This window comes from Kolteria novifilia (assembly GCA_007748055.1).
GTDB classification, from domain to species: Bacteria; Planctomycetota; Planctomycetia; order Kolteriales; family Kolteriaceae; genus Kolteria; species Kolteria novifilia.
In genome coordinates this window covers 4,147,542-4,167,390 of the sequence record CP036279.1, presented here as the reverse complement: position 1 = coordinate 4,167,390, position 19,849 = coordinate 4,147,542, and the positions used below count along the sequence as shown (strand labels likewise).

Sequence of the window (19,849 nt, the reverse complement as noted above, 5' to 3'; positions counted from 1 at the left end):
CCGTCTCGGGCCGCAACGGGAGAAAATGGTGTATCGCGGCCGTTTCGCGCTGGACTCACGGGTGTGCCCTCGTCAGTCTTGTGGGACGATCGCGGCGCGGCGGGAACCGTCTGGTCGTGCCGTTGCGAGAAGCCATGAATTTTCGAGGGGGGAGTCCACACGTGAAGCCAAGTCTGTTGTCGCTCTTGTTGGCGGCAATCTTGTTGGGAGTGACCGAGGATCATTCGATGGGAGAAGCGCCGAAGTCGCTCGACGAGGTCCACGAGGCTCTCAAAGAGAAGCTCTCCGACGACGACGCGAGTCAGATCGCCACGTACATGAAGAAGCGGATGGGCAAGTCCGCCAAACTCAAGCAAGGCGCCCACTCGCTGCATCTCAAGGAAAAGGGACGCGACGGCGCCGCCATCGGCTGGTGTTTCGAAGCCGATCCCTCTTCCAAGATCGAAGTCGTCGCCAACAACGGGCAGCGATGGGTCCTCTCGCCCCTCGGCAAGACCGGACTGCACGCGGCGGTCGCCCAAGTCCCCAACTACACCGCTTTCGACTACTACTACCTGGTTGACGGCAAGGAGAACCGCGACGCCAAGCGACGCGTGGTGATCGACTACTATGAGCTCGGCCCCGACAGTCAGGAACAGTCCGGCGTCCCCAAGGGCGAGGTGATCGCGATGACGCCGCACACCAGCAAGGAGGTCTATCCGGGGGCCGAACGGGATTGGTGGATCTACGTTCCCGCTCAGTACGATCCCGAGGGTCCACCCGCGGCGCTGATGGTCTTTCAAGATGGCGGTTGGTATTGCCACGGCGAGGGCAACGCGGCGATTGCCTTCGACAACCTCATCCATCAGAAGCGGATGCCGGTCACGATCGGCGTATTCGTCAATCCCGGGATCTTCCCGCCCAAGGAGAAGGGTGGGCGGACAATCCGTAACCGGGGCAACGAATACGACACCTGCACGAGTCAGTACGCGGAGTTCCTTGAGAAGGAGATCCTCCCGCTGGTGACCGCCAAGTACAAGATCACGGACGACCCGAAACGACGGGCGATTTGCGGGGCCTCCTCGGGGGGCAGTTGCGCGTTCACCGCGGCGTGGCATCGTCCCGACATGTTCGGCTTGGTCCTCTCCCAGATCGGCAGTTTCTGCGATTTCCGACCGATTGACGACTATCCCCATCACCGCGAGGGAGAAAACGTCATTCCACTCGACGAATTCGGGCCGTGGAAGACCGCCCACGACTACCCGGCGATCATTCGCAAGACCCACCCGCGCAAGCCGCTGCGAGTCTTCCTGCAGGAGGGACGCAACGACCTCGACAACCAGCTCGGCAATTGGTTCCTCGCCAACCAGCAGATGGCCGAGGCGCTCAAATTCGGCGGGTACGACTACAAGCTCGTCCTGGGTGATGGCGGTCACAGCCGCCGACACGGTAACGCGATCTTTCCGGAGTCGCTCGACTGGATCTGGGCCGACTGGAAGGCTTCGTCCACGGAGAGTGGATCGTCGAACTGACGATTTCCTTGGACGCGGGGCGAAGGGCTTCTAAAGTGGCGATCAGAGGTAGATTCAATCCTGTCCAAGGAGATCGCTGTGGAGAACAAGCCGTTTACATCCGACCTGTCGGCCAAGGACTTCTGGTTGGTCCTGGACCGCGGCTACGAACCGTTGGGACTCGTGCTGGGCAACTGCATCTTCTCGATGGGCGCCGTGAAGGGCTTCATGTCCAACCTGAAGGGCATGGCCCAGGGCGAGCTCAAGGACTACTCCAAGTTGATGTATGATGCCCGTGAGTTGGCGATGAAACGCATGGAAGCCGAAGCCGAACGCCTAGGGGCCGACGGCGTCGTGGCCGTCAAACTCAATATCGAGTACATGCACAACGGCGAGTGGATGGAAGTGACCGCGGTCGGCACGGCCATCAAGAAGATCCCTGGGCACGACGGCACGCCCAGCGGCAAGGTCTTCATTTCCTAAAGTCCTGACGGGTTAACTCATCGCCAAGAGACTCTCGAGTGCTGCCCACGCTTGCGTGGGCAAGCAATGAGACTCACTCGCTCGGCGTGGGCATGCGGAGAGACTCACTCGCTCGGCGTGGGCATGCGGAGAGACTCACACGCTCGCGTGGGCATGCGAACAACGCCCTTGCTTTAGCACACTCCCGCACGAGCGGGAACGCGTTCTTGTGAAACGAACGTACCTTTCGGAGCACTACTCCTCCGGCGAGGACGAGAGCATCCCGAGTCCCACGCACGCCAAGACGACAATGCCGTCCGCGATCGCGAAGGTCGCGAGATCATCCATGTCCCGCCCGAGGAGGACGACGCCAAGTCCCACCATGCAGAGTGCCGCGATCACGAGCACACCGGCTCCCCAGATTCCCACACGTGCCGCCACGAGTCACCTCGCCCTTTCGGAATGCTTGACTCGGCACTTCCACGACGTGCCCCATTGCTGGCTGATATAGGGCGCACGCGATGAAATGACCGAGCAAATCGCTCGATGGGGCAACCCGTCCGATCAGCTCAATTCGAGTTCCCTCACCACCCGCTGGGCGGCGTCGCGGACGTCGGGGTGATCGCTTTCGCGTGCCAGTCGCAGCAGCACGTCTTTGGCGGCGATCTGGGCCACCTCCGTCCCCTCATCGAAGATGGTCGTCATTCGCTCGACCATCTTCGGGTCATCGGATTCGGCGAGGAGGTTCTTGGCTTCTCGCTGGGTCACGAGTTCGCCGTCGTTGAGCATCTCGAAGATGATGTCGTAGGTTTCGTCGTAGAGCCCCAGTTGGCCGACTACCTTCAGGGCTCGCTTGCGATGTTGGCCGTAGGGCGAGCGCAACTCGCCGCGCAAGCTCTCGAGGGCCTCTTGGTCCGACCCCAGCATCATCCGTCCCGCGGCGAGCCGTGTCTTGTCGTCGAGACGCTCAAAGGCGTTGAGGTAGTGCTCGATGCGAAAATCGGCGAGACAGTTCCGCGCGGCCTCTCGGATCCGCTCGTCGGCATGTTCGAGCCGCGCGAACAAGTATTCCAGCGCGTTGGGTGCGCCTCGGTCCCGAAGCTGCACCACCGCCGCGAGCTGGATGTCGATCGCATCATCCTCCAGGCAGCCGATGACGAGGCTATCGGCCTTGGGGCCGGCGAGTTGAGCCAACGATTCGATCGACGCGAGTCGTGCTTCCGACGTCCCTTCTTCGAGGAAGTGGGCACACAAGTCGAGCTTCTTCTCCTGGTCGATCCCCGTGGTCATCGCGAAGCGGACCAGCGGCGTTTGGTGCTCGTCCTCCACTTCCCCGATGATGGGATGGTTGACCGAGAGCCAGGGGATGTGCCCGAGTTCCCGCATCGAAGGCATCGCGGGGCTACCGCCGAGGTCGCGAAACTGCTTGAGAATCTCTCGAACGAACGGGAGATCGTCGCGCTTGCTGAAGACGGTCTTGAGGGCGGCGTGTGGGTTGGGGTATCGGAAGAGCATGATCCCGACCCAACGCATGATTCCCTGCACACTTGCGTGACAGAGCGTGTCGATCATGTCGCGATGAGCCGGGTGCGAGTGGTCGTCGATGATCGTGGGGACCTGCTCGTCATCGTCCTCCGCGAGCAGCAGGTAGGCCCTGAGAATCTCGGCCCGCGAGAAATTCGCGTAGCGGGGCAACCCTTGACGGAGGGCTTCGAGAAAGTGGAGCCTCACTCGCTCGATGTCCTGATGGGTTTGCTCGGCAGGTTCGAGGGACAGTTCCCTGGCGATCCGCTGGGCATGCTCGGAGAGAATCTCGACCGCGTCACTCTGACGTTTTGAGTGAGCCAGCAGCGAGCTGACCAGTAAGGGGGCTAGGTCGTACGCCGGAACCCGTCGGATCAAGTCGATCGCGATTGCGTACGTCTCGTCTTGGTTGCTGAGGAAGGCTTCGCGCAGCGCCCGGGAAAGGGCTTCCCCCTCGTTGAGCAGACGCTGTTGCTGCATCGGGGTCAGGTGGGGCCATCGCTTGACGAGCGGGAGATAGAGTTCGCGGCGCCGCTGGCGAAGCAGTCGGTCGAAGGCGGCTTCCCGGATCATGGGCGGTCCGGAAAGGGAGGCTTCGAGGAGGACTTCTCCCGCGGCGAGGTTTTCGCTCTTCGAGAGGATATCGAGTGTTTTTTCGATCCCGATCGTCACGGTGATTCCAGTATTCTTGACATGGACGGCCAGAGTGGCGGGGCGCGAAACCTTCACCGTCTCCACCGACCGGAACGCACCGACCGGGACGCGTTGATCGTCACTCATTATAAAGGGATCGAGAAGGAATTGAGAAGCCCCCGCTTGCTCATCCTTTCCTGCGCTCGCGGCGGCTGGCCAACGATGTTCCTGCCAATCGGTCGCCGCTCGTTGATTCCATCCTTTTAGTGGGAAATCCCACGAGTTCGAGGTTTCCGGCTCGACCTGGTCCCTTTGAGTGAACTACCGAGACGAGGGTCGCGATGAGAACAGTGCTCCACAGTCCGCGAACACACCGATGCTATGGGCTTTCAGGGATTCATCACTCCGATCGTTCCCCCTTGCCCAAGGGACTTTCCGATTGCTCCCCCTTGTCCAAGGGACTTTCTGATTGCTCCCCCTTGTCCAAGGGGGAGAAGGAGGGGGGCTCTTCCAAGCCACGAAAGTCCAACTCCTCCGCACCCTCACGGGGGGACGACGGTGACAAGTCGGCCCTCTTTCGGAGTCCGCGAACGACCCGCTACCTCCTTGCTGCCTTCCTCACGCTCTTGGTCTTCAGCTCGGCCGATCAACTGCGGGCCGACGACCCGCCCACGCGGACTAGTTTCCTGCTGATCACCGTCGATGACATGAATTGGGACTCGCTCGGGGTTCACGGTTGTGCCGTCCCCGACATCACGCCGAACATCGATCGGCTCGCACGGGAGGGGCTAAGGTTCGATCAGGGCTACGTCAACATCGCCGTTTGTCAGCCCTGTCGCGCCGTGTGGATGACCGGCCGCTATCCCCATCGCAACGGCGCCGAGGGATTCGAGCCGATCGACCGGGGCGTCCCGACCCTGCTCGAATCGCTCCACGACGCTGGTTACTTGACGGGGATCCTCGCAAAAGTTCCACACGTCTTGCCGAGCCGGTCGGAGGCATGGGATGTCGTCGTCGACGCGGGATCGCTCCGAGTCGGCCGGGATCCCAAGCTCTATCGAGAGGCTTCGGAGCGCTTCTTCGAGAAAGCCAAGCGAGAGGGCAAGCCGTTCTTCTTGATGGCGAACTCCCAGGATCCCCACCGTCCCTTCGCGGGCAGCGCCCAGGAGCGGGCCAAGGCTTCCGGCGGCAAGAAAAACAAGAATCGCAAGAACAAGAGGCCGCGCTCTCTCTTTCCCGAGGTCGCCGACGCGTACGAACCTGACGAGGTTACCGTGCCGGGGTTTCTCCCCGATCTCCCTGAGGTACGGCAGGAAATCGCCGAGTACTACACCTCCGTCCATCGCGCCGACCAGATCGTTGGCGCCGTCCTCGAGGCCCTCGACGACGCCGGCCTGCGGGAGCGGACGCTGGTGATGTTCCTCTCCGATCACGGGATGCCGCTCCCCTTCGCGAAGACGAACTGTTACCAGCATTCGCTGCGCACGCCGTGGATCGTTCGTTGGCCGGGGAAGACGAAGGCCGGCGCGGTCGATCGCGGTCATGTGATCAGCGGCATCGATTTGACACCAACCGTCTTGGACGCCCTCGGGATGCCTCCACTGGAGGGTGTCGATGGTCGATCCTTCGCGCCGCTCCTTGAGGGAACCGACGACGGCAAGTCCAGGAAGGACATGTTCGCCCAGTTCCACCGAACCGCCGGCAAGCGCGACTACCCCATGCGGGCGGTGCAGGGGGCTCGTTTCGGCTACATCTTCAACCCCTGGTCGGATGGGAAACTCGTCTTTAAGAACGAATCCCAAAGTGGACGGACCATGAAGGCGATGCATTCCGCCGCCAGCGATGATCCGAAGATCGCCGAGCGCGTCGACCTCTTTCTGCACCGCGTACCCGAGGAGTTCTACGACTACCAAAACGATCCCGATGCGCGGAAGAATTTGATCGAGGATCCCGCGTACGCGAAGCAACTCGCCGCCTATCGGGAGCGGATGCGCGAGTACCTCGCCGAGACCGACGACCCGGTGCTGGCGGACTTTCGTCAGTACCGATCCGCCGAGGAGAGCGGAAAAAAGAGTTCCCTGCCGTAGACTAACCCCTGTCGCGACCACGATCTCCTCTCCGCGAGGGGGGATTCGAGGGCGACTGGAGGTGGTGTCGCGACGAGCTCACCATCCGAAGTGACGACCATTCTTCCGCGCGGCGCTGAGGTCTTTCGCGGGAGCGACGCACGCCGAGGACGAATGCAAGACCCTACTTCTCCCCGCACTCTCGTTTCGATTCCCACGTACAACGAGAAGGACAACATCGAGAGCCTCATCGAGGCGATTCTGCGCACCGATGACGGGTTGGACGTCTTGGTGGTGGACGACAACTCGCCCGATGGCACGGGCCAGATCGCCGACGAGGTCGCACGCCGCGAGCCCCGCGTGCGCGTCCATCACCGGGCGGGCAAGCTCGGACTGGGAACGGCGATCATGGAGGCGTTTTCCATCGCCTTCGAAGGGAACTACGACTACCTGCTGAACATGGATGGCGACTTCAGTCATCATCCGCAGTACTTGCCGACGATCCTCGAGACGATGAACGAAGCCGACGTGGTGATCGGCAGTCGCTACGTCGAGGGAGGCGGATTCGTCGGTTGGGGGATGATGCGCTTGATGATGAGTCGGTGCATCAACCTCTACACACGCTGCCTCTTGCGGGTTCCGGCTCGCGATTGCAGTGGAGCGTACCGGTGCTACCGACTTTCGAAGATCAAGGAGATCGATTTCGGTCGGATTCGTTCGCGGGGCTACGCCTTTCAAGAGGAATTCCTTTATCATTGCCACCGCGTCGGCTGTCGGATTCGCGAGATCCCGATCATGTTCGTCAATCGAAAGCAGGGCAAATCGAAGATCAACCTGCGCGAGGCGATCGCGGCCGTATGGACGCTCTTTATCACGGCCATTTGGGGCTAAGTTTCTCGCCGTCGCCGATGCCACCCGACCAAGTGGATGGGCCAAAGCGCTAACGTACTGGTTCATGTGAATGCTCGAGTGCCACTGGCTGCTTGCCAGCCAGTGCCAAAGCGTTCGGGCGACGCCGACACAAACTTCAAGTTGGACCAAAGCACTAGCATGCTCCTTGCGTTATCCGCGGCGTTTCTGCTCTCCTTCGGCTGCTCGTGGGGCCTGAGCCGATGGTTGATCTCCGCGGCTCCTCGCTGGGGGCTCGTCGATCGGCCCGGCGGAACGCACAAGGGCCACGCCAAAGCGACCCCCCTCGGCGGCGGTGTGGCGATCTATCTCAGCGTCGTCCTCTGTTTCTTGGTCGTCGTCCTTGGTTGCGGGTTGGTCCATTTGGTGCCGTCCGTGGGCACGATTCTCCCCGAAGCGGTCAGCGTTCATGCCGCCGGGGTGTTGGCAAGGACGCCGATACTCCTTTTCCTGTTGACACTTGCGACGATTCAGATGGCGGCCGGGTTGACCGACGACTGGCGCCGCGACGGGCTCGGCTGGCGGGTTCGCCTGGGGCTGGAAGTCGTGCTGACGCTTGTTCTCATCTGGTTTGGCGTGCGGCTAACGATCCATGTCGACGCGTGGTGGCTGACCATCCCGCTGACGATTCTGTGGATTGTGGGACTGACCAACGCGTTCAACTTTCTCGACAACATGGACGGACTTTCGGGCGGCGTGGCGGCGTGCGCGTCGGGATTGCTCGCGGCGATCGCCTTTTTTGTTCAGTCTTGGTTCATTTTGGGTGGTTTTTTGATCCTTTTGGGGGCTCTTCTGGGCTTTCTTTGCTTTAATTGGACGCCGGCGCGCATTTTCATGGGTGATGCCGGCAGCAATTTCGTCGGCTTCTGGATCGCGACCCTCACCATCGTGGCGACCTACCACGTCGAAGGATTCAACCACGTCACGGTCCTCGCTCCCCTCTGCGTCCTCGCGGTTCCCATCTATGACGTGACGGTGGTGGTCTGTTTGCGGTTGCTTCAGGGAAAGAGCCCGTTTCAGCCCGATCGTCAGCACCTATCGCATCGGCTTGTCGCCCTTGGCTTCAAGCGGCCCGAGGCGGTCTTGCTCATCTATCTGGTGACGGTGACGACCGGACTTGGGGGCGTGTTGCTCTATTTCCTCCGGCCGGGGGCGGGGTGGTTGGTCGTGATGCAAGTCGTCGGCATCTTGGGAGTCCTGGCGATTCTCGAAGTCGTCTCCTACCACCGTCAGTTGGCCGAGATTCAGCGAAACGAGGCGCCGAAGGAGCAACTCGCGAAGGACATCCCGAGCGATGAGGTGACGCCGTGAAGCGGGGAGCGGAGCGGCCGGCTTCCCCCGATCCCATGGAGCGGATGGGCGGGCGGCTTGCGGCGATTGGCCTGGCGCTCGCAGTCGCCATCGTGGCTGGTCGGACTTTTTATCCCTCCGAGGATGCCGCCGACGGCAGCGGGGTGATCTTCATCCTGCTCGAGATGTCGCTCGGGCTGATCGCGCTCGCGTGTTGGATCGCCGGGGCGAAGGGCCCGAAACCGGGAGCCGTCACGTGGAGTTGGGGCGTCCTCCTGGGGGCGATCGCGGTCAGCACGCTCTCGGCGGCGTACCAGTTTCCCGCCAAAATCCTCCTGTGGGAATGGGTTGGCGCCGGGATGCTGCTGCTCTTTCTGCGGCAACAAACGGGGCGAACCTCACCCATGCCGATGGCGGGGCTGGTCGTCTCGCTCGCGTTGACGCAGTCGCTGATCGCCTGCTGGCAAGTCGGGGTCGAACACCCGCGCCTTCGCAAGATGTACGAAGAGCGCCACCCCGACGTCCTCGCCGAGATCGAGATGATGGGCATCGCCCCGGGCAGCGGCGAGGAACGACTCTTTCGCGACCGCCTCTACGCCCCCGAAGCCTACGGGACGTTCGGGCATCCGAATTCGTTGGCGGGGCTCCTGGTTCTTGGTCTCCCGCTACTCGTCGCGGCCGCGGAACTCGCATGGCGCTGGCCGACTCGACCCTGGCGTCTCGCCGGCGTCGGGATCGCTGTTGCCATCGTGCTGATGGGGCTATTACTGACCAGAAGTCGCTCAGCGTGGCTGGCGGCGCTCTGCGGGCTGGGGGTGATGGCGGTCTTTCATCCACGGGGCGTGCGCGTCCTGTGGCCTTGGCGTCGCTGGCTCCTGCTCGCGGGATTGGGACTCGGCCTCGCGGTCGCGATGCTCTCCCTTGTTGGGGTTTTCGATTGGCTGGTCATCGTCGAATCGTCAAAGTCGCTTCGCTACCGTGCCGAGTGGTGGTGGGGAACGCTCGGCGTCATCGAAGATCATCCTCTCTTTGGCACCGGATTCGGCAATTTCGGCAGTGCCTACTTGGAGCACAAGCTTCCCTTTTCCAGCGAGGAAATCCGCGATCCGCACAATTTCGTCCTGGAGTTGCTCGCAGGCGCGGGGCCGGTCGCCCTAGTCGCGTACCTGGCGGCGTTGGGCTTCGCGCTGCGAGAACTGTGGGAGCGAAACGACCAATCTCCGGACACGGACGCATCGACGTTGCCGGGAGGGACGCCCCTCTGGTGGTGGGCGGGCGTGGTGCTCGCCGCTGTCATGCTCATTTGGTTCGCGTTTCCCGGCTGGGCGGGGTGGCTCGGGATGGGCTTCTGGGCGTTCGCGCTCGTGGCCGTCTCCGGGTTCCGCGCTCGCGCCGCCGCGAAGACCGCTTCCCTCGAGCACGCAGGTGTGGAACCGATCGCTCGGGCCGTCTTCGCGGGAACGCTTGCTCTGCACGTGCACTGGTTGGCGGCGGGAGGGATCAACTATCCGGGGCTCTTGCTTCCCTGTTGGGCTCTTTTGGCAGCCAGTTCGGGCCGAATTTCGGACTGGTCACCGAACTTCTCGAACCAAGTGACGACGGCGGTCGGATTGCTCATCCTTGCGGGCATGTTTCTGCAAACGCTCTATTTTCCGCTCGTCGAGCGCGATCGAATTCTCGCGGAGGTCCGTAGCATCAGTATGGAGGGCGGTTCGCGAGCTCTCGAGCGGCGGACGTCCGCCCAGCGATACTTGGCGAAGTCGCAGCCGGGCGATGCCTCCCACTGGGCCCACTTGGGGCAACTCGAGACGGCCCGGATGGAGCGTTCGGCCCGGGATCGCGGCGTGGCCCAGGAAGCCTATCGGCAGGCCGAGCTAGCTTGGAAACGGGCGATCCAACTCGATCCGCGTCGCGCCGCCCACCACAGAGGGCTCGCGCAAACCTACCAGGCGGCGGGTAAAATGGGGTTGGATCGGCAGGGCTATGCGAAGTCGGTCGCGTCGTGGGACGAGGTCATCGCCCGCTACCCGAATCTCGCGGCCAATCGTTTCGGATACGCGGAAGCGCTGATGCTGTTGGGGAAGAAGAACAAGGCGAAGGACGAGTTCGAGCGGGCGCTGGAGTTGGACCGGACGCCCCACCCGGATAAAAAGCTCTCGGAGGCGCAGCGGCGAATGGCTGAACAATTCGTCGAACCATGAGAGTAGCTCTTCCAATTTCCAATTGACACATGAGACAATATCGCTGGCGCGTCGTTGTTCCTAGGCCCGCTTGGTCGGGCAAGTCGTTTCGATCGTGGACGCGTCGACCTGAGGAGTAGACCATGAAGTTTTGGGTCACGGTGATCAGTGCGACCGTGGTGCTCACTGGACTCGCGACGGCGCTTTCGGTTTGGAATCCCGACTTGAGAGAAGCACCGCAGACGACAGCGGCGACTCCCGGCGAGGCGACCGGGCCGCAGCCGCGACTGGTGCCGGAGACGACCTTCGAGAACCTGACCAACGTCCCGCAGATGAAAAAGGGCGAATCGGTCTTCAAGGTCACCAACGAAGGAGAGGCTACCCTGGAACTGACCAAGGGGCCGAAGAAGTGCACTTGCTCGGAGTCGTTTGTCGAAACCACGACGCTTCAACCGGGCGAGAGCACCAACTTCACCTTGAAATGGGATACCCAGGACCGCATCGGGAGCCACTCGCTCTGGGCCGACCTCATGAGCAACGATCCGGAGATGCCGAAGCTGCGGTTCTCCGTCAATCTCGACATCAGGCCGGAGGTTCTGGTCGAGCCCTCCTCGATCAACTTCGGGACCGTCACCGAGGGACGCAACGTCGAGCAAGCGGTCGACATCTACTCGACCCTCAAGGAGGACCTGGAAGTGACCAAGCCGGTCATTTCCTCGAAGGGGTTTGCCGTCAAACTCGTGCCGATTCCCAAGGAGAAAATGGAGTCGCTCGGCGCCAAGTCGGGCAAGCGGGCGATCGTCTCGGTCGCCGACAAGCTCCCCGTCGGCTTCTTCGAGGAGACCCTCGGCGTCGACACCAACGCCGAGGGCGAACCGCATCGGTCCGTCACCATCAACGGTCGTTGCGAGGGAGCGATCACGCTTCTGCCGACGCAGATCAACTTCAAGATGGTTCCCCAGGAGACGGGAACCGAGAAGCGGGTCGACATCTTCGCTCGCGACTTGGGCGACGACGGACCGCTGAAGGTCACCAATGTTGAGCCGAAGTTCCTCAAGTACAAGCTGGAGCAGGACGGCGACTTCAAGAGCCGCTGGAAACTGCTGGTGTCGGTTCCCACCGAGGCGCCGAGTGGACCTTTCACCGGCCGGGTCGTGATCTCCGACGACAAGGGAAAGGAACTGATCATCATTCGTGTCGCCGGCGCGGTGTCCGACGCGAAGGTTGCCGGCACGTAAGCCTTGGACCGCTGGCCGAAGGTGCTTCGCGTGGGGATGGAACCTTGTTCGCGGCAACCGAACTCCTCCGCTGCCCCGACATGGGGTGAATCGTGGGGGCACGTTGAGGTCGCCCGCTGCTTGTCCTTGCCAAGCAATAGGTTAGGGGGGCGGCCATCACGGCCCGGATCACCCCGGGATCGGCCAACGGCCTGCCTCCAACGTCCACTCTCGGGTGAAGCGACCGGAACCTCTCTTGCAGCGGAAGGGCGTTTGGACGACCCTATTTGCCTCTGATGGGAGAGAGTGACGGGCGAAACAGGACTGTCGCGGGGCTCCTCGCGACGCGATCCCCGTCAACTCCGACGCGGTCGAGCGTCTCTCTCCTCCCAACACGGATTTACTCGAGGCGCGAAATCGAAAGTCAGTTCCCTGGCACGCCCAAGCTATAGGAAGGCGATGGTCGATGGAGCGAGATACCGCTGTCAGTGATGATGAGAAAGTGGCCAAGTCGGCCAGCCCGTTCGTTTGCGGCTTGCTCTTGGGAGGCGCGGTTGGAGCGACGTTCGCCGGATTCGCCGCGGCGTTGGTCATCGCGGCCACGATTGAGTTTGCCCGCCGGCCCGCGGTCGTGGCGGACGTCGCCGAGCATGATGCCGAGAAGGAGGCCTTCGCGCCGGCACCCCTCTTTCTCGAATGGCCCGAGCAGAAACCCGACGCCGCCTTCCTGCTGACCGGCGAGCTTCATGGCTACCTGCGGCCTTGCGGATGCAGTCCCGGTCAGCAAGGGGGTTTGCCTCGGCTTGGCGGCGTGCTCGAATTCCTCGCCAACGAAAAGGGCTGGGATGTCCTTCCCGTCGATCTTGGCGATCTCATCGGCAAGTCCGGACGGCTCGAGCCGCTTCGCTACGTCTACGCCCTCGAGTCCCTTCAGCGGCTCGGCTACCCCGCGATCGGTGTCGGTACCAAGGACCTTGGTCAGTCGGTCGATGAAGTCCTCGGACAGGCGCTCAACCTCGATCAAACGAAGCTGCTCCAGGGGAACCTCGTCCATAAGGACGCCGACTTCAACATGATCCTGGAGGAGACGATCCCCTCGGTCAAAGTCGAACAAGTCGGCGAGACCAAGGTTGCGGTCGCCTCGCTCATGGGTGATTCCCAAGTCGGCAAACTGCCCGATCCGAGCGTCTCGGTCCGACCGACCAAGGAAGCGGTCAACAAGCTCGCCGAGTCGGTCAAGGCGGAGATGGCCGACGTCAACATTCTCCTCGGCTACATGACCGAGAAAGAGGCCGAAACGCTCGCCAAGGACCATCCCGGACTCTTCAGTCTCATTCTCTGTAAGAGCGAGAGCGAGGATTCCGCAACCCAGGAAGCGACGTGGGTCGGCGATACGCTGATCACGTGGGTTGGCCAGAAGGGTAAGAGTGTCGGCGTCGTCGGCTACTGGAAAGACCTCGATCCCAAACTTCACTTTGAGCTCGTCCCCCTCGACCAGCGGTTCGCCGAAATCGACTCGATGAACGAAATCTATGCTCGTTTCGTCGAAGCGATCAAGGACGGCGGCTACGTCGAGCAAGTCGCCCGCGTCCCGCTTCCCGACGGCAACGAGTTTGTCGGCGCCGAGCGCTGCGGCAAGTGTCACACCAAGGCGTACGATCACTGGAAGAAGATGGGCCATGCCCACGCCCTGGAGACATTGACCAAGGCGGTCCCCGCGGGGCAGGACTACAATCCCGAGTGCGTCTCGTGCCACACCACCGGCTACGGCTACGAGTCCGGTTTCGTCTCGATCGACATCACTCCCAAGCTCGGGGGCAACCAATGCGAGAACTGCCACGGCGCGGGGAAGTTGCACTCCGATCACCCGAAGGATCCGAAGTACCACGCCGACATGCGGCTCAGTCGCTTCACCGTCGAGGCCAAGTGCATCAAGTGCCACGACACGGAGAACAGTATTCACTTCAACTTCGAGAAATACTGGCCCAAAGTCGCCCATCCATGGCGCGACTAAGAGATGGTAGAGTTACGTTGAGAGTCAGCGGCAATCCCGCCGCGTAGGGTGCCATGGCCACACTTGCGTGGGCATGCGGGTAAGACGTTGTGCTCTGATCCAACTTGAAGTTAGAGTTGGTGTAGCCCCAACCGGTTGGCACTGGCTGACAAGCGGCCAGCGGCACCCAGCGTCTGAGAGCCGTAGTAGTTCCATCGACCAACACTGGCTCACCATCGACGTCGAGGTCGACACATCGCCAAGCGAGAGATTGTCATGGGAACTTCGGACCGGATCACGGCGGATCAAGTCATCGAGCGACTCGGCCTCTCCCCCTTGCCCGGGGAAGGGGGATATTATCGCGAGACGTACCGCTCAAAGGACAGCCTGTCGACCGAGCTCTTCGGGGGAGTCTACTCGGGACCCGCCGAGCGTTCGGCCGGGACGGCAATATTCTACATGCACACGCCCGAGACCTACTCGGCGCTGCACGTCCTGCCGACCGACGAGGTCTACCACTTCTACGCCGGCGATCCGGTCGAACTGACGTTGCTCGACGAGTCGGGGGTTTTCAAGGACGTTGTTCTCGGCACTGATTTTATCCATCACCAGGTGCCCCAGTTCGCCGTACCGGCCGCGACGTGGCAGGGAAGTCGGCTCATCGAGGGTGGTTCGTGGGCGCTGATGGGGACGACGATGGCTCCCGGCTTCGACTTCGCCGACTTGATTCTCGCCGAACCCAAGCTCCTCGCGCAGTTCCCCGATCACGCCGAACGGCTCAAGCCGCTGATGCCGGCGTAAGACGGCGCGTACCACCTTGGGGCGATGCCAGGAAATGACGCTAGGTCTTGATCCGCGGTTGTTATGGTGTGTGGATGAGGCTCCTTCTCGAGAGTCACCACTGGTCGCGATGACGAGAGGTTTTTCGGGGCTGCGACAACTTGCATCCCGTTGGGCTGGTGCTCGGGTCCAAGTGGAAGATTATGTTGGTATGGGGCAAATCTCTTCGCACCGGCTGACAAGCAGTCCGTGGCACCCGAGACTCTAAGTAGTGGCGCCCAAGACTCTAAACGGAGTAGCGCATGAGCGATCAATATTGAAGACGGCGCCTATTCGATGAAGGGGGGCTGATCATGACCAACGCGGGGGACCAACCTGAAGTCGACAAGTATCACCGCACCTTTGCCGCCACGTGCAACAACCTCGCGTGGACGCTCTCGAGCAAGAAGCGTACCCGGGCCGAGGATGCGGAGATGCTCAACGCCGCCCATGCCTCGGCGTATCACTGGCATCTGATCGGTGACGACATCAACCGGATGCGGGCGACGATGTTGCTGGCCGAGGTCCACGCGGCGCTTGGCATGGGACCGACCGCGCTCGCGTACGCCAACGAGATGCGCGACTACTTCCTCGGGCACGAGACGCCCGATTGGGAACTCGCGTTCACGCACGCGGTCCACGCTCACGCCGCCCACGCGGCGGGAGAGAAGCAGGCGTATGCCGAATCTTACCAGAAGGCCAAAAAGGCGATCGACGCGATCAGCGATCCCAACGATCGGGAGATCGTCGAGGAGACGTTCCGGCAGATCCCCTCTTCCTAGCAGCCCGTTGGTCGATTCGCTGCGGCCACGAACGGCCCTTTTGACCAATGTCCGCGTCAAGGAAACTCGACGAATCGACGGATTCACCCGCGCTTTTCCTCTTTGATCTTTGCCAACATGGCTCGTTCTCGACTTGGCCCGCTTAAATCAACGGACTGCTAGGGAGCGACAGGAACAACCAACCAACGCCCCGGTCAATCGGGAAAGGGGACACCGATGCAGCCGAAGGAGACCGGAGCCGCTTACGACAAGATCGCCTCTCACTGGGTGGGGGATGACTTCAACCAGCAGAACGGCCTACCGCAGCACCATCGGGCGCTGCAGTTCGCCGTCGCCGCCGGCCGTGCCCTCGACATCGGGTGTGGAAGCAGCGGACGAATCATCGAACTCTTGGTCGAGGTCGGTTTTGAGGTCGAAGGAATCGACGTCTCGGCGGAGATGATCCGACTGGCCAAGGAGCGGCATCCCGACGTGACGTTCCATCATGTCGACATCTGTCAGTGGCCGTTGACCGAGAGCTACGACTTCATCACCGCTTGGGATAGCCTGTGGCACGTGCCGGTCGCCGACCAGCCGGCGGTCATCGAGAAGGTGTGCGGCGCCCTGGCGCCGAGCGGGGTCTTCATCATGACCGCGGGGGGACTCGACGGCCCCGGCGAAGTGACGAACCCCTGTCATGGCGAGCCCCTCTATCACGCGACGCTGGGCTTGCCGAAACTCCTTCGACTCCTCGACGCGAACGGCTGTGTCTGCCGTCACCTCGAATATGACCAGTTTCCCGAACCTCACGTCTACGCGATCGCTCAGAAGTTGTAGGCTGAACCTCGACCCGTCCAAGCAACCGATGGGACGACGTCGTCACCAAGGGATCGGAGGGGAGTTGGGCCATGTACCACCTTGTCTTGTTAGGCGACTCGATTTTCGACAACGCCGCGTACGTCGAAGGGGCTCCCGCGGTCGAGGAACAGTTGCGCGAAGTCCTTCCCGACGAATGGGAGGTGACGCTTCTGGCGCGCGACGGCGACGTGATCCTCGGCGTCGTCGACCAACTCGAGGATCTACCCGAGACGGCGACCCATCTGGTGATCAGCGCCGGCGGCAACAACGCCCTCGGGTACGCGCCGATCGTGAGCCGACCGGTCGGCGATTCGCGCCGAACCCTCTCGGAACTGGTCGCGGCGCAGCGCGAGTTTCGCGACCACTACCGCTCGATGCTCGACGCCGTCCACGGTCGACGGCTCCCGACGATCGGCTGCACGATCTACGACGCGGTGCCGGGGCTCTCGGCGGTCGAGTCGATGGCCCTTTCGCTCTTCAACGACGTGATCACCAAGGAACTTGGCGCCGCGGGCATCCCGCTGCTCGACCTTCGCCTGGTATGCGCCGAGCCGAGCGACTACGCCGCCATTTCTCCCATCGAGCCCTCCGAACAAGGCGGCATGAAGATCGCGCGGGCGATTGGGGCGATGGTGGTGAGGTAGTTGGCGGCGGCGCCGGACAAACCTCTTTCCTCGATTTATCGCTTCGGCGATGTTGCCGTCGGGACGTTTCTCTCAATATTTTCTGTCCATGATTTGTTGTGTTCCAAATCGTGTAGTATGGTTGGTTCGTTGTGGGAACAAACGTGCATCGTGCGAGGCGTGCCAGGGTGACGGCTATCGTCGTTGACCCGAGAAGCGTTGCTGGACCGCTCTGGAGCCGGCCGCGTTGATGCGGTGTCCGCATGAGCGACATCGACCCAGTCGTAGCGATGGGATCGAACCGATGAGCCAATAACTATCGTCAAGACGCCTGTGTCATGCGCGTGAAGTTGCGCCGCGGAGTCCGCTCCGTCGGCGACTTGCTTCCCGCGAGGGCGTGGGGCTTTTCTCGTCTCCTGAGAACTCCCTCTTCGTGTGATCGTTCGCGAGGAATTCGCCAACGCGGTCGGCTGTCATCAGCCGCCGGCGATGGCGTCGCGTGGTGCGACCGCGCTACCGGTATGCGCGGGCGGCTTCCTCGTGAGGGGAAGTGATCGTTGCCGGAGACATTCCGAGGTAAATCGCCCCGATGAACGAGCGATCTTCGCAGCGACGAATCTTGGAACTCGACGTGCTTCGCTGCCTGGCCATCCTCTTGGTACTGGGCAGTCACCGAGCGATTCAGTTCGAATCGAAGGAGTCCGAACCGTTCGTCTCCCATGCGTGGATGATGGTCGGATGGACGGGCGTCGATCTCTTCTTCGTACTTAGCGGCTTCCTGGTCGGCGGGCTCATCTTCGTCGAGATCAACCAGACCGGTCGGCTCGACATCCCCCGGTTCCTCTTGAGACGCGGGCTACGGATCTGGCCGGCGTATTACTTCTTCCTCCTCGTTGTCTCGCTCATGTTCGTCGTCGGTGGAACATCGCTCGCCGGGCTGGTTCCCAGCTATTTCCAGGTGCAGAACTACTTCGAACAGCAGCGGTACGCGGCGCACACTTGGTCGTTGGCCGTGGAAGAACACTTCTACCTCCTCTTGCCGATCGTCCTCTCGGCGGGGTTGGCGAAGGCGACTCCTCGGACCTTCGCGGTGGTGAGCTTGGCGATCTTCGGCGCCGCCGCGATGGGACGTTGGTTCTCGACGCCGGGGATCCCGGAGATTCGAACTCATCTCCGCGTTGACTCGTTGTGGGCCGGCGTCTGGTGCGCGTACCTCTACTATCGGCAAAGCCCGTTCTTCGATCGGATAATGGGGGCGTGGCGATGGCTGCTCATCCTGTCGGCGTCGATGGTTTGTCTGGCGATGCTGCTCCCTTGGCGAACGATGGGAGCGAGTTTGAATCTGCTTGGGACCCTCTTTCCTCTCGTCTTGTCGATCGCCTATGCGTGTATGCTGACGGGGGCCCTGGGACTGGCGAAGGATGGAGGCGTACGGTTCGCGCCCCTTGCGAGGCTCACGAAGCTTGCCGCTCGGATGGGCGTGTACAGCTACAGTATCTACCTCTGGCACATCATCGGTGCTCGCGACACCGTGAAGGTCCTGCTGGATGAGACGATCCTCTACGCGTTGCCTCCGCTGGTTCGGTGGGGAATAGGAATGGCCGCGTACATCGCGCTGGCCTACTTGGTTGGGGAAGTGACCTACCGCTGTATCGAGCGGCCCATGCTTCGCGTCCGGGACAAGTTTGTGCCTCGGGTGCCGTCGTCGCCCACCGAAGTGACACTCCCTCCGGTCGAGATTCAGGTCGCCAGCCCACGACGATCGCGGGCGTTGCCGGTCCTGGTCGAGTTGGGCCGCGAGTGAACTTGGGGAATGTCGCGAGCCGAAACGCTTCGAGTTATCCCGTCCCGTTCTCCCCCACCTTGCCGGTGAGCAGATCGCGGAATTTGTGGGCGGCGAGCGTGAGCGGCTTGCCTTTGCGGTGAATGATGCCGAGGGGACGGACCATGTCCCTGCTGTCGAGGGCGACGGCGACGAGGCCTCCCTTGCCGAGCGAGTCGCGAACCGTTTGCTCGGGGAGGATCGCGATGCCCGCTCCGACCTCGACCGCCTGCTTGATCGTCTCGATGTTGTCGAACTCCATCGCGATCCGCAAATCGACCTTCTCGCGATCGAGGATCGTGTCGAGGTGCTTGCGGATCGTCAAGTCCCGGTCGAAGGCGATCATCGGCTCGGCGTCGAGTTCCTTGAGCTTCACCTTCTTCTTCTTGGCGAGCCGGTGCGATGCGGGGCAGAGGAGGACCATCCGCTCCTCTTTCCAGGGAATCACCGCCAGCTCGCGCGTCTCCTTCGGGTAGGAAACAAGGCCGAAGGTCGCGTCATCCTGGGCGACCGCGGAGACGACCAAATTGGGCCGTAGGTACTGTAAGCGGATCGTCGCCTTGGGATAGGTCTCCATGAAGCGGCGGATCACGTCGGTGTGGTAGAGCCCGACCGAATAGATCGATGCGACGCTCACCGCGCCGGCGACCTCGTGATCGAGTTCCTTCAGGCCGTTGACGGCCCGGTCGAGTGAATCGAGCACCTCGCGACAGCCGTCGTAGAAGCGTTCCCCGGCGGGGGTGAGATGGGGCGGACGGCGGCTGCGGTCGATCAGTTGCCTGCCGAGGTCTCGCTCGAGGTTTTGGACGGCTTGACTGGCGGCGGACTGGGTGATGTGCAGTTTCTTGCCCGCGCCGCTGAAGCTCTGCTGCCGGGCGACTTCACAGAAGATCCGCAGGGCCTCGGTGTTCATGGAGCTGGATCGGACCTCGACTGACTGCCTTGAGCCACCTTCGTCGGGAGGGGCATCGCCCACGCCGAATCGTGCGAACCGTCGAGCGGGGTGATTCCTTCGACCCCCTCTTTCTCCCCCTTGGACAAGGGGGAGCAATCTGTTCTGACCCCTTGGATAAGGGGGAGCGTTTCCCAATGTCCCCCCTTGGACAAGGGGGGATTAAGGGGGGGCTCTTCTCGCCCCTCACTCCCTCCAACAGAGGGGATGCCCCTCAGCGATGGTGGGTCAAGACCCACCCTACAAACAC

General features: G+C 62.1%; 16 protein-coding genes. 13 read left to right on the top strand and 3 right to left on the bottom strand.

Translation table 11 applies throughout. The features are described 5' to 3' along the window. The first annotated feature begins 161 nt into the window (after positions 1-161). Positions 162-1,511: an alpha/beta hydrolase gene (locus Pan216_RS28400; RefSeq protein ID WP_419192567.1), complete on the top strand. Its 1,350-nt coding sequence runs from the start codon at positions 162-164 to the stop codon at positions 1,509-1,511. A 78-nt stretch (positions 1,512-1,589) separates the two neighbouring features. Further along, on the top strand, positions 1,590-1,973 hold the full coding sequence (locus Pan216_RS15285) for a YbjQ family protein (protein ID WP_145259030.1): 384 nt from the start codon (positions 1,590-1,592) through the stop codon (positions 1,971-1,973). A gap of 234 nt (positions 1,974-2,207) precedes the next feature. Here Pan216_RS15285 and Pan216_RS15280 read toward each other — a convergent pair whose 3' ends face one another. Together Pan216_RS15280 and Pan216_RS15275 are read right to left on the bottom strand one after the other, a co-directional pair. Continuing rightward, positions 2,208-2,393 carry a hypothetical protein gene (locus Pan216_RS15280; RefSeq protein WP_145259028.1) on the bottom strand — a complete coding sequence of 62 codons (186 nt, stop codon included), beginning with the start codon at positions 2,391-2,393 and terminating at the stop codon, positions 2,208-2,210. Between the two features lie 123 nt (positions 2,394-2,516). Further along, a complete protein-coding gene (locus Pan216_RS15275) occupies positions 2,517-4,256 on the bottom strand; it encodes a HEAT repeat domain-containing protein (RefSeq protein ID WP_145259026.1) in 1,740 nt (579 codons plus the stop codon). A 194-nt stretch (positions 4,257-4,450) separates the two neighbouring features. On the opposite strand from Pan216_RS15275, the gene Pan216_RS15270 reads away from it, so the two are divergent. From Pan216_RS15270 to Pan216_RS15220, 11 genes are all read left to right on the top strand, one after another. Beyond that, entirely contained in the window at positions 4,451-6,196 is a 1,746-nt protein-coding gene (locus tag Pan216_RS15270) for a sulfatase family protein (RefSeq protein ID WP_145259024.1), read from the top strand. Positions 6,197-6,349: 153 nt separating this feature from the next. Further along, positions 6,350-7,066 (top strand): polyprenol monophosphomannose synthase, encoded by a 717-nt coding sequence (locus Pan216_RS15265; RefSeq protein WP_145259022.1) that lies wholly within the window; start codon positions 6,350-6,352, stop codon positions 7,064-7,066. Positions 7,067-7,225: 159 nt separating this feature from the next. Continuing rightward, the gene (locus tag Pan216_RS15260) at positions 7,226-8,395 is read left to right on the top strand and encodes an MraY family glycosyltransferase (protein WP_419192566.1); all 1,170 of its coding nucleotides are present in this window, start codon (positions 7,226-7,228) and stop codon (positions 8,393-8,395) included. Positions 8,396-8,439: 44 nt separating this feature from the next. Continuing rightward, the gene (locus Pan216_RS15255) at positions 8,440-10,575 is read left to right on the top strand and encodes an O-antigen ligase family protein (RefSeq protein WP_419192565.1); all 2,136 of its coding nucleotides are present in this window, start codon (positions 8,440-8,442) and stop codon (positions 10,573-10,575) included. A 122-nt stretch (positions 10,576-10,697) separates the two neighbouring features. Continuing rightward, on the top strand, positions 10,698-11,792 hold the full coding sequence (locus Pan216_RS15250) for a DUF1573 domain-containing protein (protein WP_145259016.1): 1,095 nt from the start codon (positions 10,698-10,700) through the stop codon (positions 11,790-11,792). A 445-nt stretch (positions 11,793-12,237) separates the two neighbouring features. Beyond that, entirely contained in the window at positions 12,238-13,785 is a 1,548-nt protein-coding gene (locus tag Pan216_RS15245) for a multiheme c-type cytochrome (RefSeq protein ID WP_145259014.1), read from the top strand. 255 nt (positions 13,786-14,040) lie between these two features. Beyond that, positions 14,041-14,565, top strand: a complete 525-nt coding sequence (locus Pan216_RS15240; RefSeq protein WP_419192564.1) for a cupin domain-containing protein — start codon at positions 14,041-14,043, stop codon at positions 14,563-14,565. Between the two features lie 332 nt (positions 14,566-14,897). After that, on the top strand, positions 14,898-15,365 hold the full coding sequence (locus Pan216_RS15235) for a hypothetical protein (RefSeq protein ID WP_145259012.1): 468 nt from the start codon (positions 14,898-14,900) through the stop codon (positions 15,363-15,365). Between the two features lie 216 nt (positions 15,366-15,581). Continuing rightward, positions 15,582-16,181 carry a class I SAM-dependent methyltransferase gene (locus Pan216_RS15230; RefSeq protein WP_145259010.1) on the top strand — a complete coding sequence of 200 codons (600 nt, stop codon included), beginning with the start codon at positions 15,582-15,584 and terminating at the stop codon, positions 16,179-16,181. Between the two features lie 71 nt (positions 16,182-16,252). Next, entirely contained in the window at positions 16,253-16,846 is a 594-nt protein-coding gene (locus Pan216_RS15225; RefSeq protein WP_145259008.1) for an SGNH/GDSL hydrolase family protein, read from the top strand. 568 nt (positions 16,847-17,414) lie between these two features. Then, complete coding sequence (locus tag Pan216_RS15220) at positions 17,415-18,629, top strand: acyltransferase family protein (RefSeq protein WP_145259005.1); 1,215 nt, start codon at positions 17,415-17,417, stop codon at positions 18,627-18,629. 34 nt (positions 18,630-18,663) lie between these two features. Here the strand turns inward: Pan216_RS15220 and Pan216_RS15215 are convergent, their stop codons facing one another. Then, positions 18,664-19,560 (bottom strand): LysR family transcriptional regulator, encoded by an 897-nt coding sequence (locus Pan216_RS15215; protein ID WP_145259003.1) that lies wholly within the window; start codon positions 19,558-19,560, stop codon positions 18,664-18,666. Positions 19,561-19,849: the final 289 nt, after the last annotated feature.

What these genes read in the sequence shown, in the direction of transcription:
- Pan216_RS15245 (WP_145259014.1), top strand. Translation starts at nt 12,238, where the DNA reads ATGGAGCGAGATACCGCTGTCAGTGATGATGAGAAAGTGGCCAAGTCG.
- Pan216_RS15235 (WP_145259012.1), top strand. Translation starts at nt 14,898, where the DNA reads ATGACCAACGCGGGGGACCAACCTGAAGTCGACAAGTATCACCGCACC.
- Pan216_RS15275 (WP_145259026.1), bottom strand. Translation starts at nt 4,256, where the DNA reads ATGAGTGACGATCAACGCGTCCCGGTCGGTGCGTTCCGGTCGGTGGAG.
- Pan216_RS15250 (WP_145259016.1), top strand. Translation starts at nt 10,698, where the DNA reads ATGAAGTTTTGGGTCACGGTGATCAGTGCGACCGTGGTGCTCACTGGA.
- Pan216_RS15270 (WP_145259024.1), top strand. Translation starts at nt 4,451, where the DNA reads ATGAGAACAGTGCTCCACAGTCCGCGAACACACCGATGCTATGGGCTT.
- Pan216_RS15225 (WP_145259008.1), top strand. Translation starts at nt 16,253, where the DNA reads ATGTACCACCTTGTCTTGTTAGGCGACTCGATTTTCGACAACGCCGCG.
- Pan216_RS15220 (WP_145259005.1), top strand. Translation starts at nt 17,415, where the DNA reads ATGAACGAGCGATCTTCGCAGCGACGAATCTTGGAACTCGACGTGCTT.
- Pan216_RS15230 (WP_145259010.1), top strand. Translation starts at nt 15,582, where the DNA reads ATGCAGCCGAAGGAGACCGGAGCCGCTTACGACAAGATCGCCTCTCAC.
- Pan216_RS15215 (WP_145259003.1), bottom strand. Translation starts at nt 19,560, where the DNA reads ATGAACACCGAGGCCCTGCGGATCTTCTGTGAAGTCGCCCGGCAGCAG.
- Pan216_RS15260 (WP_419192566.1), top strand. Translation starts at nt 7,226, where the DNA reads ATGCTCCTTGCGTTATCCGCGGCGTTTCTGCTCTCCTTCGGCTGCTCG.
- Pan216_RS15240 (WP_419192564.1), top strand. Translation starts at nt 14,041, where the DNA reads ATGGGAACTTCGGACCGGATCACGGCGGATCAAGTCATCGAGCGACTC.
- Pan216_RS15265 (WP_145259022.1), top strand. Translation starts at nt 6,350, where the DNA reads ATGCAAGACCCTACTTCTCCCCGCACTCTCGTTTCGATTCCCACGTAC.
- Pan216_RS15255 (WP_419192565.1), top strand. Translation starts at nt 8,440, where the DNA reads ATGGGCGGGCGGCTTGCGGCGATTGGCCTGGCGCTCGCAGTCGCCATC.